Raw genomic sequence first — 15,832 nt, 5'->3', positions numbered from 1 at the left:
CTCTTTTATTTTGCGCGCATTATAACTTGAAAGCATCAAGCCTTGTCAAAGAAGTTTAACAATTAACTCGGATATTAAGTCACTATTTTGTAACAAGGTTCGTATTTGGCACCTGGTAATTTCATTCTGCCTTGTTGGACAAAAGCTTCGAGGAGCTTGTCCATCGCCAACATCAGTTCAGCATCACCATCTAATATAAATTGCCCGTGCTCTTTTACAGAACGAACGCCATCTTCTTTTATATTGCCAGCGACGATGCCAGAAAATGCGCGACGTAGATTCGCAGCGAGTTCTTTTTTATCTTGGTTAATATGGAGATCTAAACTTGCCATATTCTCGTGACTTGGGTTAAAGCTTTGTTGGAAACCCTGATCTATTTTTAATGTCCAATTAAACTGATAAGCATCACCATTTTCTTTGCGGTACACCCTTACATCTTCCATTTTTTCAGAAATATAGCGAGCAACTTGCTTAGGATCATCTGGAATGATCTTGATTAAATCTAGTGCTTCTTGGCCCAATGTCAATTCGATAAAGTTAGCAATTTCTTCAAAGTAACTTATCGACTCTTTTGGTCCCGTCAATACGATAGGTAATACTTGTTTTTTATTATCCGGATGTAACATGATGCCTAGGATATATAAAAGTTCCTCAGCTGTTCCAGCGCCCCCTGGGAAGATGATAATTGCGTGTCCGACACGTACAAAGGCTTCAAGGCGCTTTTCAATGTCTGGCAATATAACTAATTCATTAACGATTGGATTGGGGGCTTCTGCAGCTATAATACTGGGTTCCGTGAGACCTAAATAACGGCCTGAATCTATGCGTTGTTTTGCGTGCGCTAATGCTGCACCTTTCATCGGGCCTTTCATTGCACCAGGGCCACAACCGGTGCAAATATCCAATTTTCTTAAGCCTAATTGATATCCCACTTCTTTTGTATATTGGTATTCATGATCTTTTATCGAATGTCCGCCCCAGCATACGACGAGGTTAGGATGATCCGTAGGTGATACCACATTTGCATTACGCAACATTTCAAAAACTTCATTAGTAATAATTGCGCCCGATGCAAGTTCAGCTAATCTCTCATTTGGATAGCGGTTAGCGTTATACAAAATGTCTCTGATAACGGCTTGTAAATGTTCTTGAATACCGACAATAATTTTGCCGTCTACAAATGCAGAAGTCGGCGGGTTAACTAATTCGATTTTAATACCGCGTTCACGGCTTAATAAGTTTATTTCAAAGTCTTTGTATTTTGTCTGTGCTTCAGAACTGTCATCAGATTCGGTGCCAACATTGAGAACGGCTAGGGCGCAGTTTCTAAATAAATTATATAGGTTGCTGTTGGATGATTGTTTAAGTTGTTCAACTTCGTGTTGCGATAGTAAATTCATGCCACTAAGTGGACTTAGAAGTATTCTCATATCTTCTCCTTGATTTAATGCTTTGTTTTAACAAGGAAAGATGTATTTTTAATTACATCATCTATGTTGATTGTTTTTTAATTATTATTTTTAAGATCTACTTTTTATAACAAATTCTATTTCGACCCGCATCTTTAGCTTCATATAGCGCTTTGTCAGCTCTATCAAACGCAGTGTGAACGTTGTCCGTTGCCACTAACATAGTGACACCAACTGAAACCGTTATGTTTAGTCGATCATTTTTTACTTTGAAAGGAATTGAACTGACTGCTTTACGCAGTTTTTCAAGTGGGGTTAACATATTTGTCGCGTCAGTATTTATCATTAAGCAAACAAACTCTTCACCGCCATATCGAGCTAAAAAGTCAGTTTCACGTAACGAGGTTCTCAGGGTTTTGGCAACAATTTGTAGCGTCTTGTCACCTACAGAGTGCCCATATTTATCGTTTATCTTTTTAAAGTGATCTACGTCAATCACGGCAATACACAGCGGATCTGGGTGCCGTAACCAACGCTTAAATTCTTCGTTAAATCGTTTGTCGTACGCGCCACGATTTGGCAAGTTGGTCAGCGCATCTAAATCTGCTCTAGCGATCTCTTCGAGCCATTTTTTACGATAAAACTCCGTTCTTTGCTCTAAATTAGCCAATTTAGATTCCATGTCTTGCAAAACATTGTCTAAATCAGCAGCGCGTTGTTTTCCAAGTCATCGCGCTGCTTAATCGACTCGGTAATAACGTTTAATTTGTTTTCAATTATCTGTTTAAGATTAGAAACACTATTAGCGCTGTCGGCATTTTTAGATAACTCGTCGATTTGACCATCTATTTTTCTATTTAACTGTTCGAGTTGGTTGCCGTAATCTTTAGAACAATTTATCGACTTAATCAGTGTTTTGTGGACATCGGCCAATGCCGCATTCACATTTAAAATGAGTTTTTGAGTTTGTAAAAATTCTTCAGAAAATTGAGTCACGGACTCTTCAAAATACGTAAGACAAATTTCTAAACGGTCAAAATCATGTGTAGAAACGTCGATGCGTTTTTTAAACTCATTTAATCGCGGCTTAATAATCGCATTCTGAGAGAGCTTATCGAGGCGAACTATTATGTTCTTTAGTAATTTAGGGTTTAATTGTTGATCTTTTGATTGGTTTTCAACAGGCTTTTGTTGAAATTGCAGAGCGACCAAGCGGTAGGTTTCAACCAAATTGGCAACCGTTGGTTGCAATTCATTAAATAACAAAGTCTCTTTAGACTTTACCTTATTTACAACCATGCGCAGTTTCCTACGAACGTTTTCTTCCATCCCTTTTACGGATTGCAAGGTTTCCCCAGCTTCTAACAGAAAGTCTCGTAGGGCTTTCTGTTTTAAATAATGTTGATTTTCTAAGGACTTTATCGATTCATGAGTTTCTGTAAGTCGAGACGTAAGCGTTGACAGCTCAACACCTTTACCTGTTGTTTTTCTAAGTTGAGTTAATTTATTGTCAACTTCTACATCTTGACCTTTGGTTAGACTTCCCATCTTGTCTACGACAGTTAACGCAAGCTTTAATGCTCGCTCGTGTTGAACAATCACATCTTCCAGTTGATTTTGTTTATCTTTTTCACTCATATCCGTAGTCTAAATATCCATAGCTAAAGAAGTTACTAAGATAACTATAATTTTAAAGTATAAAAAAGCCATCTTGAAGATGGCTTTTTCTGGAATTACTTTTGTTTTTTAAGCAGATAGTAGGGTAACCAATTTGGTTCCGCTTGATATTCGTCATTCATGATCTTGTCCCACCCTTGTAAAATTGACTTACAGTTTTTGCTAGTTCGATAAGCATAGTCTTTTTTATCCAAAGTGAAAGTCTTTTTGTACTATTACATGTCGACTTACATAATTACTTACATGACTACTTACAGAATGGACAGGTGTTTATAACGACTTCGTGTAATTACTTATAGACACTCTATTTCTGTCCTCACACAGGTGGTTTATATTTTTGTTTAAATACAATGGGTTGTGTTTATTGAGGCTTTACTTTTTATGTCATGTGTGTAATTCAAAGAGGAAGATAGAAGTGGAATTTTGAATTGTGGTATGAATTAGTACTACATGCCAAACAAACGGTTGTAAACACGGATTGCGTGGTCATCAGACATCCCAGCGAGATAATCGCAAATTATCCGATCAGAGTTGAGTCCTTGTTCTTCACTCATTAACCATAATTGTTTTACTTGAGTTGGCAACAGGCGCTTTGGATCACACGAAAAGGCTTCAAATAATGAAATTAACATTCTTTGTCCCTTGAATTCCAGTTGTTGGATTTCGGTATTTTGGATTACATGTTTAAAAACAAATCGTTTCAATAAGTCCAACACCGGTTGTGCCGTAGGAAGTAATTGAGCGTTATATTGAAGCAATGTTTCGGCAAACGGGGTAGGCAGTTTGACAATGCTTATATTGGTGATTAGGTGATTTACTAGGGCACCAATTGCATTTTTTCGCTGATGATGTTCTTTGCTAAATAACATTATAGACAGTTGCTTGGCGTGTTTTTTGCCCAAGGGTTACCGGTCGTTAACAAGCTAGGTAATACTTCGTCGTGCCAGAAATCGCTCGTCACCTTGCCTAACACGATAGCGTCTTCTAAGTCATGAACACCGTAGGCGATGTCGTCGGCTAGTTCCATAATTGAACAGTCGAGAGATTTGTATTTTGCTTTTAAAGAAAGAAACGGTCCCGTTGCAGCACCATCGGTATCTATTTCTAAAAATTGACTACGGTCTTTGTCTGTCAGAGGTTGCAATAACCAATCAAAGCTCGCCTTGTCATCGTCGAATAGACCTTTAATGGGTTTCCAACTGTCAGCACGTATAATTGTCGAAATATTGTTTGGCTGAATAAATTCAGGGTTTTGTTTAATTAAAAGTGGATATTTAACCAACCCTAGTAAGGTTCGACGCGTAAGATCCATACCAAACGCGGGTGTATAGGGTTCAAGTTTTGTTGCGATTCTGAATGTTTGTCCGTTTGCTTCGAATCCACCGGAGGATTTCATCATATAATTTAACGCAATTTCACCTCCGTGACCAAATGGTGGGTGACCCAAATCATGTGCTAAACAAAGAGATTCAATTAGTGCATCAGATGGTAAAGCAGCTTTGAGAAATTGATGGTTAAGGACGATATTATTTTGTCTTAACTGAGCGGTTAACCCCGTGCCGATTTGGGCTACTTCTAACGAATGAGTTAATCGAGTCCGATAAAAATCGTCTTGTCCTACGCCGAGGATCTGAGTTTTGGATTGTAAACGACGAAACGCCGCGGAATGCAATATCCGGGCGCGATCTCGTTGGAATGGGTCTCGTTGATCGTTGGGTCTTTGATTGGCATCCCCCGATTGTCGATTGTTCCAAACGTCAGTCATCTAAAGCCTTAAAGTGGTGACGAAATTTCGTCAAAGTTTAGCGAGAAGCTTGGTAAAAACATATCCATAAAATAGTCGACTTCCGGGCAACGATACTTTTGTAGTGTTTTGTTAATGTTCTTTTTGGCTTTCTCAAATTCATGATTGCCTGCGCTTAGTTCTTCTAAGGTTTTAATTAAACCGCAAATTACATCCGCTGACTTCACAATCCGAGCCATCTCAGGATCAATATTTTCATGTAATAGAAGGTCACTGAAGTCTTCCCTAAATTCAGCAGGTAACATTTGCAACAATGATTTTTCGGCTACTGCTTCAATTTTTTATAGGCGTTTGCGATATCTTCATTGTGATATTTAATTGGGCTGGGTAAATCGCCAGTTAATACTTCGCTAGCGTCATGATATAACGCAACGAGTGCCGCTTTTTCAGGGTTGACGTTGCCATTAAACTTTTTGTTTTTGATCAATGCCAAAATGTGCGCGACAGTTGCCACTTGATGGCTATGCTCCTGCACATTTTCGGTGGTGACGGTTCGCATTAAAGGCCAGCGTTGAATTAACTTCAAGCGGGCGATATTGGCAAAAAGTGACTGTGTTCCATTATCATTTTCGGTATACATCTAAAAAGTCAGATAGGTCAGAGATGGCCTTTTTCAACTCATCTATATGCGGTAGGAACACCAATCTAAAGTGATCTGGGCTTGGCCAATTAAAGCCTCGGCCATGGACCACGAGTATGTATTTCTGCCTTAGTAAGTCGAGCACCATTTTTTCATCGTCTTCAATATTAAATTTTGACAGATCAATTTTCGGAAATAAATACATTGCGCCTTTAGGACGAGTAACTGAAATACCATCGATGGCATTTAATGCTTTGTAGGCATAATCCATTTGACGGTATAGTCGACCTTCTTTTGCGACCAAATCGTTGATACTTTGGTACCCACCTAATGCTTGTTGAATTGCATTTTGACATGGCACATTGGCACATAGTCGCATTGATGCCAGCATGTTTAAGCCGTCAATGTAATCGCCAGCCCATTTTTTGGGGCCCGATAGCAACATCCATCCTGTTCTAAAACCCGCGACTCGATAGTTTTTAGACAAACCGCTGAACGTAACAATAAATAGGTCCTGACGCATAGCTGCAATACTGTGATGAACAGCATCGTCGTATAAAACTTTGTCATAAATTTCATCACTAAAAATGATCAAATCATGTTCCGCCGCAAGGTCTGCAATTTCTAACAATACTTTTTTGCTATAAACCGCACCAGTTGGATTGTTTGGATTAATCAAAACAATTGCTCTGGTTTTTTTGTGATCTTGGATTTAATGTCTTCAATTGAAGGTGCCCAATCATCATTTTCATCACAAAGGTAATGGACGGCTTTACCACCACTTACCGAGACGGTAGCTGTCCATAGTGGATAGTCGGGACTTGGAACTAATACTTCATCACCATTATCTAACAAAGCTTGCATCGACATGGAAATTAATTCACTAACCCCATTACCGATATAGATATCGTTGACTGTTACGTCTCGTAGACCTTTTTGCTGATAATATTGCATAATAGCAACACGAGCTGAATACAAACCTTTGGAATCTGAATAACCCTAGGCTTTAGGTAATTGTGCAATGACATCTTTTAAGATGTCGTCAGGGGCTTGAAAACCAAATGGGGCAGGGTTACCAACGTTTAGTTTTAGGATCTTGTGACCAGCTTCTTCTAAACGTTTTGCTTCATCTAAGACGGGTCCTCGAATGTCGTAACATACGTTGTCTAATTTGCTCGATTTTTTTATGGTTTTCATTACGTTATATTTCCATTTACATCTTGTTGCAACTTATTACAGTCATAAATACATTTTTACATAACAATATAAAGGTGACTAATTAAATTTGAGACAAATTATGGCATTACCTTTAATTGCAGCAGGTTTAGCGTTAGGCGCGGCTGCGTTACATGAATCTACCAAAAATCACTATAGAAATTTAGAATTAAATCGTAAAAATGACGATTATTCTAATATATATCATTCCAGTATCACTAAAACACCTTCAGATACCTATGACAATGGCCAAACAGTGACCCCAGTGTTTGGCAGTATTGTGTGTTGTGAAGTTTATAATCTTGTTGACCACACCGGTATTTGGATTGACCGGGACACCATAATTGAATTGAGTGAAAATGGCTTAGTTAAAGCAATATCTTATGAACGTTTTTTAGATGACCGATCAGGCAATAATATGTTTGTTGCGTGCGATAAAAACCACAATCCGATAGTAATTGAAGGCGTGGGAGAACGTGCTATTAGCAACGTATATACGTATCGCGAATACGATGTGGTCAATAATAATTGCCACCGTTTTGTACACCAATGTTTAACAGACAGCGACAAAAAATAACACGATTTAAATCACTTAATGAAGCCTTGTGTTTACAAGCAGGTAAAACTATTTTTGGGATAGAGTAAAGACGCCTCGATAAGTTGTGCTAAAATTACAGGCTTAACCCAATTACGGAAATTTTATGATAAGCCAAGTAATAAAAAAATTAGTCATTATCCTTGTCGTTGCTTATGCAGCTATTTACCCCTTCGTACAGCATTCACCGGTAGAATCAAGTTCAGAAAGCGAACTAGACATAGAGATTGGATCGGTTGAAAAACACATATCTAAAAAATCTCATAAAAATGTTCATCTCCCCGATTTTGCCAGCATTCGTGATGTGAAAGAAAAGAAGCACGCTTTTTTTACTTTTATGAAGCCATTTGTTTTAGAAGTTAACGAAGAACTCGGCCGTCATCGCGCGTTTGTAGAATCATTTAGTCCACAGAGTAAAAACGCGTCAGACAAAAAGCGTTTTCTTGCTCTTGCTAAAAAATACCGAATTAAAGAATTAGACGACTTACATAAAGTGAAAGCTGAATTACTAACTCGTGTTGATATTATCCCAGTGGATTTGGTTTTGATGCAGGCCGCCAACGAAAGTGGTTGGGGAACCTCGCGATTCGCGTTAGAAGCAAATAATTTATTTGGTCAATGGTGTTTTACCAAAGGCTGCGGCGTTATTCCAACAGGCCGACCTGCAGGCAAAACCTATGAAGTACGTAAATTTGCAACGCCAGCGGATTCCATCAGAAGTTATTTCCATAACTTAAATACTGGCCACGCATACGCTAAGTTACGACAACTTAGAAATCAACAAAGGGTTAACCATGATGAACTGGACCCGTATGTTATTGCAGAGGGGCTATTGCCATATTCAACCCGTCGCGAAGCCTACGTGGAAGAGATCCAAGAAATGTTACGTTTTAACCAAAAGTATATGTAAATGACATTGAAAAAATTAGCGGTACCGTTTTTACTGATTTTCCCCATGTGTTTGGTGTCGAGTAGCCTATTTGCCAACGTTGAACAACAAACAAAGACGATGGAACTCAACTACGATGGCTTTTTTGATCGTATGGATGATTTGGATGAAGCTGAATATGTTGATATAAAATTGGCGTTTTACTTTAATCAAATTAACAGTAAAAAAGCCTGTCCAATACGTTCGGCTAAGTTGCAAACTAAGATCAAATCAATGCCTGTTTACTATCTAGAAAATGGTGAAGTTTTATTGCCATTTGATGAACAGTTGGACATGGATAAAGCAAAGTTGGTCATTGAAACCGAAAAGGGATTAGAGTGCGGCTTAAACATGAGACTTGAAAACAGCTTCTTGTTAGCCTCAACCATAGACAATACTAAGCTAGTCCGTCTTGTTGAAACTTTTAACGATGCTCTCCAGGATTTAGGAGGCATGATGTCGTTTTTAGTACCAAAAGTCACAGGTGTTACCGTTTTAGGAAAAACTGGAGAGCAATTAAGTATAATCAACGGAGATGAAAGTTGGTGCAGTGATAACCAATGTATATTAACTTCAGCCATACTTAAAAACGCTGAAAAACCATTTGTCCTTAGTTCAATACCATCGAAGATTGTTCCGTTTATTAAACCATAGAGCTAAGGTAATCAGTGATTTTTAATCTTCAATTTTCGTTAAAAAGTAGAGTTTAGAGGTATCAAACTTTACAAAGTCGGTTTGTCATCAATACACTTTTTAAAACTACAGTTTAACGTTTAACAAGCCCAACCAGTTAGGTAGGGCTTTTTTGTTTTTCATCCAATTATATGATAGTTATGATTATATTATTGTCGATGGATCGTTTTGAGTTAATTCTTGTAAGTCTATATTTGATATTGAGCCTTAAGGAGAAGTTTATGAAATTAATTACGGTGGGCCTTCTAACTTTGTTATTGTCAGCCTGTGTTCTCGAAGAGGACGCATTTTCTGATCAAGTGTCCTTTACCAATGATAGTGAGGTTGCTACGTTCACCGAGGTTGATTTAGAACAACGAACTGGCTACTTCAGTATTGAGTTGACTAAGCCAAAACAATTAGAAAAGCGGTGTGTAGATACCGAATGTTCGCAGACCTTGTTTACCCACAATGGGAATTATTTTGATTTTTCATTTATCGCAGATGGCGATTGGACTAAAGATTTAAGTATGCTTTCGGGCGAAGAAACTGAATTGATGTTGCACACACAAGTTAGGCGAGTGAATGGTACTTTTTACTTTTATCAGGACTATGAAAACTCCAACCCTTTACTTTTTAGAGTCGAAGCGCAATGGTCCGATTTTATTTCTGGTGACAGTGGGAATGGGATTGAAGCATATTATAGCCCTGTTTGTGGATGTGTAATTATCGACTTAGATTTGGATGATTATATTGCTTACAGCGCTAATAGTACTGAAGTAACTTCAAACCTAAGCAACTATTTCCGATTTGAGTTTCTACTTTAGTTTCTACCTCAGAAGTATCAACTACTGTTTATTATTAGCCTGACAAATTATAAACAGTGGGTCTGCTAACCATTTAGATAAATATTTAAACTCATATAGCGAGTCGTCTAAGTGAAAAGCGGTACACTCTCTTTGTCATAGCAATCAGCGTGTCTGATTGCATCGGGTTTTAAAAGGTGAGCTTTTTACACCTGTGAATTTTTTACAGAATTTGCATTTGAACCTTTGTAAGCCTTTATTTGTTGCGCCCCTTAAATAAAGAACTCGATTCGGCAATTACCATACTTTCCAACTTTACCCTCTTTTTGGTACTTGTTTATTTGACGATATCAACACATAACTGGGACATTGCCTTATAGAAACAACTAACTGCTATTTCCTCGATAGTCTTCGGATCACCGAACTTTCCTGATTTCCACAAAAACATCATTGCTCAGACATAGTAGTTGCAAGCACCCTAAAGAGTTTGCTAATAATAGATAAATAAGCACAGGGAAAATATTTTTTCAGGATCTGAGGAAACTTTTTCCTGATGAAGTTGTTATGTTTTAAATTAAAATGAGTGCATTCATAAGGTAACCTGATGGATAAATATTTAGTTACTAAAGAAGAGATTGATGCCTACGAGGGTATTGATAAAACACATTTTCTTAATCCTAATGCAAAGCGTATTAATAAATCTCTTGGAGACTTAACGGGTCTGAGTGGTATTGGGTTTCACATAATTGAAGTTAAACCCGGTTATGTAACTACCGAAACGCATGTTCATTATTCTGAGGAAGAATGTGTATATGTTCTTGAAGGGAATGGTGAAGCTATTGTTGGAAATGAGGTATACGAAATTAAAGCAGGTGACTTTATTGGTTATCGTGCTGGAGGTGAAGCACATAACATTAAAAATACAGGAACTGAAACTCTAAAATGTATAGTTGTTGGTCAGCGGCTAGATAGCGATATGGCTGACTACCCCAATCTTAAAAACGAATATATCGCCGCAATGGGCAAAAATGGAATTTGGTTGATTTTGAAAATATCCAAGAACCAGAGGGTGGTAAAAAGCATAACAATTTGTTAAACAAAGTTAAAAACGGTTGGCTTTTGCTCCTTCGTCACTGGTTTTAACCAATTACAACCAGCCCATTATTGAGGCGTCCACTTCCTAAAATAAGCGTCAGAATTGTTGATCTCTTAAAGATTGTGAGCACATAAAACAAGCTCATCAATATCAAATCAACCAAATTATTCCCGACGCTTTTTAATTTCAATTTAGGAAAGTGAGTACAGTTTTTATTGTTTCAATTTCAAAGATAGCAAGGCCGCTGTAGCAACAAACAAGCTTGATATCCATAAACATGCCTCTAGGCCAAAATTTTGATATACCCATCCTGAGAGTACAGTGCCTATTAGTCTGCCCATTGCATTAGCCATATAGTAAAAACCAACGTCGAGCGACACACCGTCGTTACCGGCGTAACTTACGATAAGGTAACTATGCATAGACGAATTAATGGCAAACACAACGCCAAAAATAATGAGTCCTATGATGATCGACGCAAGAATGTGAAAATTAAAGTGTAATGCCAAAGCAATAAAAGCGGGGATTATTGCCAAATAACTTGCCCATAGAAAAGCAGACTTTCCAGTTGGCGTTTTTCCCTGTCTCTTTCCGGTAAAATAGGGCGCGAAGGATTGTACGATACCATAGCCGATTACCCAACTTGCCATAAATCCACCAACCCACCAGTGATCCCAATTAAACTTTACGGCTAAAAATACTGGTAATGCGACTACAAACCAAACATCTCTTGCCCCAAATAAAAACATGCGCGCTGCTGACAGAATATTTATTGATGCACTCTTGGAAAAAATGTCACTGAATTTAGGTTTGTGCTTTGCTTTACCCAGATCTTCCCTTAATGCGATTAAACTAACGACCCAAACGATACTTAATAGGGCTGCCATAACAATAATCGCGCCTTTAAATTCAAGTAAAGTAAGTAGCAATCCCCTAAAAAGAACCCAGCGCCCTTTAGTGCATTTTTACTCCCCGTCAGTATTGCAATCCAATGATAGAGCTTTCCTTCTGCGCCGTCGCTTACAAGTAACTTAATGGAACTCTTAGCACTCATTTTATTTAGATCTTTGGCGATACCAGATAATGCTTGAGCCACCATTACGTAGACGATTGTTAGCATTTCAGCAGGAACTACAAGCATAGCGAGCGCGATTATCTGAATCGCTAACCCGATGTTCATAGTTTTGTTTAAACCTAAACGAGCGCCTAACCAACCCCCAACAAGGTTAGTGATAACACCAAATATTTCGTAGAATAAAAATAACATCGCAATATTTAATGGTGAGTACCCTAACTGATGAAAATACAGCACAACGAGCATACGCAGTGCACCATCAGTTAATGTAAACGCCCAATAATTAGCGGTGATCAATAAATATTGTTTTATCTGTGGCGATAGTGTTTTAAATGATAAAAGTCCCATGTTTGTTAACTTGCCCTTAGCCTTTATCTGCCATACCGACTAAACGTGCCAATTCTGCCGTTCTATTTGCATAACCCCATTCGTTGTCATACCAAACGTACAATTTCAGTTGCGTTTTGTTTATCACCATAGTCGATAACGCATCAATGATGCCTGAACGTGGATCTGTTTTGTAATCGATGGAAACAAGAGGGCGTTCCTCATAACCTAAGATACCTTGCAATTGCCCTTGAGAAGCTTGTTGTAATAGGGCATTTACTTCTTCAATATTGGTTTCACGTTCTAATTCAAAAACGCAATCGGTGATAGAAGCGTTAGTTAATGGCACACGTATCGCGTGGCCATTTAACTTACCCAAAAGTTCAGGAAAAATATGGGTAATTGCGGTCGCTGAACCTGTTGTGGTAGGGATCAAACTAGAACCACACGCTCGAGCGCGGCGTAAGTCTTTGTGTGGTGCGTCAATGATAGTTTGCGTATTGGTAATATCATGAATGGTTGTCATAGACCCATGTTTAATACCTAGTGTTTCATGAATTACTTTTACGACTGGCGCTAAGCAGTTCGTGGTGCATGACGCGGCGGTCACGATAGGGTGTAAGTCCTTGTTGAACAGATGATCGTTTACTCCCATAACAACATTTAGAACACCATCTTCTTTTACTGGAGCGGTAACCACTACACGTTTTACCCCTTGCTCCAAATAGTCGTTTAATAGCGCTTTTGTCTTCATTTTGCCAGAGGCTTCTATTACCACATCGCATTTTGACCAGTCAGTTTCTTTAATCGCTTTATTGTGCGTACAAGTAATTGATTTACCGTTGATAATAAGTTCGTTATTGTTATGACTTACGTCGTAATGCCATTTGCCATGTACCGAATCGAACGTCATTAAATGCGCTAATGTTGCGGGATCACCTGCAGGATCATTAATATGTACTATTTCAATGTCGTCCCAGTCATAAGCGGCGCGCATTGATAATCGACCCATTCGACCAAAGCCATTAATACCTATTTTGATTGTCATAAATTTACCTATGTATTATTTAATATTTACAAATAAGAGTTAAAATAATTGAGCTGTTTTGAATTTTTTAGTGCGTTAGGACGCCTTTGTTGAATTTGTTTTATTATTTTTTCAGCGGGCCAACCAATAGATAAAAGAATGAGGCCAATTACCAAACCTGTTCTACCGGAGCCGCCTTTGCAGTGGACCGCAATAGTGCCTTTGTTCTTTAGTTGTTCTAAGATCTTGTCCTTCTGCACGTGCCATTGGTTTTCAAATGCCTGCGCAGGTGCGGCGTCATCAACAATAGGGAGCTGAACCCATTCAATGTCGTGTTTAAGACATTCCGTAGGTAAAGACTGGGCATTGTTTTTTGCCATTTCATCGTCAAACATTAATGTTATCAGCATGCTTGTTCCTGCATGTTTTAGGGTTGAAATAGCGTCACTTAAACTAGCGTCTTTTGTTCCAGGGCAAGGTGTAAAAATAAGTTGCGCACCATTTTCTAGAGGCAATATATCGTAAGGGTGTTTTTGTATGGCTGGTTTATTATCCATGATTTTCTCCAAACCAGTTTTGAGTATGGTTTATTATATAAACTAACGAGAGCATGACAGGTACTTCAACGAGCACGCCCACTACGGTGGCTAAAGCAGCACCGGAATGCAGGCCAAATAGCGAGATAGCGACAGCAACAGCAAGTTCAAAGAAGTTAGAAGTACCTATCAGGCAGGCGGGCGCAGCGATGTTATGGGGGAGTTTCATCCATTTCGCAGCCAAATAAGCGATGAGGAAAATACCGTAAGTTTGGATCATTAACGGAATTGCAATTAAAGCGATGGTTTCAGGTTCAGAAATTATTGTATTTGCTTGAAAGCCAAATAATAAAACGACGGTTGCCAACAACCCAATAACCGACCATGGCTTTAAAGAAGACAAAAATTGATTTACGGTATGTTCTCCTTGGCCTTTATTGAGCATATTGCGAGTTAAAACACCGGCTATTAATGGCAATAATACATAAAGTGCAACAGAAATAAGCAATGTTTCCCAAGGGACTTGAATGTCACTTACACCGAGTAAAAACGCAGAGATAGGCGCAAACGCAAAGATCATGATCACGTCATTAACTGAGACTTGTACCAAGGTATAATTTGGATCTCCTTTCGTTAGTTGCGACCACACAAAGACCATCGCAGTGCATGGTGCGACGCCCAGTAAAATCATGCCTGCTATGTATTCTTGAGCTGATGTTGGGTCAACCAGATCGGCAAATAAGATATTAAAAAATAGCCATCCTAAACCGGCCATAGTGAAAGGTTTAATCAACCAATTGATTACTATAGTTAGCAGCAGTCCTTTTGGGTTTTTACCTACATTCTTTATAGCTGAAAAGTCTATTTGAACCATCATAGGATAAATCATCACCCAGATGAAAACAGCGACAACAATATTTACATGCGCTACTTCAAAGCCCGCTATTGTTTGAAAAACCTCTGGTTGCCAAAGGCCTAAAATCACCCCAAGCTTATGCTCATAGCTACCCATACGGACAAATAACGCTCAAAAATACCCATGTAAAATCCTCTTTAAATTAGAAGAAAAATTGTTTTGTGATCTTTATTTACAGAAATTGGATTTGTCGGGCCTATTTTTCATATTAGCCAAACGTTTGACTTCGTTAGCGATAAGAGGAACGTTGTTCTCAGTTGTTTGTGCAATAACTGATTTAGCCCACAGCGGCAGTTCAGGATTTATTCGGTAAAACACCCACTGTCCGTGTTTCCTATCCGTTATTACATTCGCTTTTTCAAAACGGCAAGGTTGCGTGACACTTTTGGTTGGCTATCTTCATCCATCGCTTCCATTAATTCACATACGCAAAGTTCACCATAATAATGGGTCAACATTAATGTTTTGAGTCGAATATCATCCGTAAGGGTCTTATAAAAAGAGATCGGCTCTAGGTCAATTAGCTGATTAACTCCGTCACTTGCGCGATTATGGGTGGTTTCATTTTGAAATCGCGCATTTTTGCCTTCGACTAAAAGAAACATCGATAATCGATTATTTAGTTCAGTTAATGTTGTAGAAAATGGATTACTGCAGGAGCGTTCTTTTGGATCAGGGAAATCCCATGCTAATTGCTTGAGAGCATTTGGGTAGCTACGACATTCATTATTTGCCTTATCACAGAGCGTGATGACGTAATCAAAAATTTGACCTTCGAACGTATTTATATTTTTTGAAACTAAACCAGTGGTGTCGATCCCAAATTGACCTAATGCCTCAATCACACGCACGTCTACTGTATCAGGCTGTGTTCCTGCACTATACACTTCAAAATAATCCGCGGCTTTATGTCTTAGAAGCGCTTCTGCCATTTGTGACCTAGCCGAGTTTCCAGTACAGATAAAAAGGACTTTTTGTTTATTTAGATTTTTCATAAAATTAGTAACAGACTTAATATATATAAAATAGTGTATATACAAACAATCATATGTAAAGTGTTTATATTAAAAATGTCGCGGTTAAATGAGGTTTATATTGGTAAGTTTTTGTTTATATTAATGAGTTTAAGAGGTTTAACTCGACGCTTGAGACAAAAAATAACAAAATGA

The 15,832-nt window shown here is 38.4% G+C and carries 10 protein-coding genes and 6 pseudogenes; 5 read left to right on the top strand and 11 right to left on the bottom strand.

Features of this window, described 5'->3' with window-relative positions; all coding sequences use genetic code 11:
- Window positions 1-74: 74 nt before the first annotated feature.
- From ppnN to PN838_RS02655, 6 genes and pseudogenes are all read right to left on the bottom strand, one after another.
- Window positions 75-1,430, bottom strand: a complete 1,356-nt coding sequence (ppnN, locus tag PN838_RS02680; RefSeq protein ID WP_272179691.1) for a nucleotide 5'-monophosphate nucleosidase PpnN — start codon at window positions 1,428-1,430, stop codon at window positions 75-77.
- Between the two features lie 97 nt (window positions 1,431-1,527).
- The gene (locus PN838_RS02675; RefSeq protein ID WP_272179690.1) at window positions 1,528-2,091 is read right to left on the bottom strand and encodes a GGDEF domain-containing protein; all 564 of its coding nucleotides are present in this window, start codon (window positions 2,089-2,091) and stop codon (window positions 1,528-1,530) included.
- A gap of 17 nt (window positions 2,092-2,108) precedes the next feature.
- The gene (locus tag PN838_RS02670; protein ID WP_272179689.1) at window positions 2,109-3,047 is read right to left on the bottom strand and encodes a hypothetical protein; all 939 of its coding nucleotides are present in this window, start codon (window positions 3,045-3,047) and stop codon (window positions 2,109-2,111) included.
- A gap of 485 nt (window positions 3,048-3,532) precedes the next feature.
- A pseudogene (locus PN838_RS02665) lies at window positions 3,533-4,851 on the bottom strand (anti-phage deoxyguanosine triphosphatase).
- Between the two features lie 8 nt (window positions 4,852-4,859).
- Window positions 4,860-5,389 (bottom strand): annotated as a pseudogene (yfbR, locus tag PN838_RS02660) (5'-deoxynucleotidase).
- A gap of 64 nt (window positions 5,390-5,453) precedes the next feature.
- Window positions 5,454-6,667 (bottom strand): annotated as a pseudogene (locus PN838_RS02655) (pyridoxal phosphate-dependent aminotransferase).
- Window positions 6,668-6,767: 100 nt separating this feature from the next.
- Between PN838_RS02655 and PN838_RS02650 the strand changes: the two are divergent.
- The 5 genes from PN838_RS02650 to PN838_RS02630 all read left to right on the top strand — a co-directional run bounded on the left by PN838_RS02650 (window position 6,768) and on the right by PN838_RS02630 (window position 10,782).
- Window positions 6,768-7,262, top strand: coding sequence for a hypothetical protein (locus PN838_RS02650; protein ID WP_272179688.1), 495 nt, complete (start codon window positions 6,768-6,770; stop codon window positions 7,260-7,262).
- 124 nt (window positions 7,263-7,386) lie between these two features.
- The gene (locus tag PN838_RS02645) at window positions 7,387-8,190 is read left to right on the top strand and encodes a glucosaminidase domain-containing protein (protein ID WP_272179687.1); all 804 of its coding nucleotides are present in this window, start codon (window positions 7,387-7,389) and stop codon (window positions 8,188-8,190) included.
- Entirely contained in the window at window positions 8,191-8,862 is a 672-nt protein-coding gene (locus PN838_RS02640; RefSeq protein WP_272179686.1) for a DUF2987 domain-containing protein, read from the top strand.
- 260 nt (window positions 8,863-9,122) lie between these two features.
- On the top strand, window positions 9,123-9,707 hold the full coding sequence (locus PN838_RS02635; RefSeq protein WP_272179685.1) for a hypothetical protein: 585 nt from the start codon (window positions 9,123-9,125) through the stop codon (window positions 9,705-9,707).
- Between the two features lie 583 nt (window positions 9,708-10,290).
- Window positions 10,291-10,782, top strand: coding sequence for a cupin domain-containing protein (locus tag PN838_RS02630; protein ID WP_272179684.1), 492 nt, complete (start codon window positions 10,291-10,293; stop codon window positions 10,780-10,782).
- Window positions 10,783-10,994: 212 nt separating this feature from the next.
- On the opposite strand, the pseudogene arsJ reads toward PN838_RS02630, so the two are convergent.
- From arsJ to PN838_RS02605, 5 genes and pseudogenes are all read right to left on the bottom strand, one after another.
- Window positions 10,995-12,205, bottom strand: a pseudogene (gene arsJ, locus PN838_RS02625) (organoarsenical effux MFS transporter ArsJ).
- Window positions 12,206-12,221: 16 nt separating this feature from the next.
- Window positions 12,222-13,232, bottom strand: coding sequence for an ArsJ-associated glyceraldehyde-3-phosphate dehydrogenase (locus PN838_RS02620; RefSeq protein ID WP_272179683.1), 1,011 nt, complete (start codon window positions 13,230-13,232; stop codon window positions 12,222-12,224).
- Window positions 13,233-13,258: 26 nt separating this feature from the next.
- On the bottom strand, window positions 13,259-13,768 hold the full coding sequence (locus PN838_RS02615) for a phosphatase domain-containing protein (protein WP_272179682.1): 510 nt from the start codon (window positions 13,766-13,768) through the stop codon (window positions 13,259-13,261).
- Window positions 13,761-14,788, bottom strand: a pseudogene (arsB, locus tag PN838_RS02610) (ACR3 family arsenite efflux transporter). The gene PN838_RS02615 and the pseudogene arsB overlap by 8 nt, the downstream one beginning before the upstream one ends.
- Window positions 14,789-14,831: 43 nt before the next feature.
- Window positions 14,832-15,658 (bottom strand): annotated as a pseudogene (locus PN838_RS02605) (metalloregulator ArsR/SmtB family transcription factor).
- Window positions 15,659-15,832: the final 174 nt, after the last annotated feature.

The organism is Psychrosphaera algicola (assembly GCF_028401425.1).
Taxonomy (GTDB): Bacteria; Pseudomonadota; Gammaproteobacteria; order Enterobacterales; family Alteromonadaceae; genus Psychrosphaera; species Psychrosphaera algicola.
This window is presented reverse-complemented; position numbering and strand designations above follow the sequence as displayed.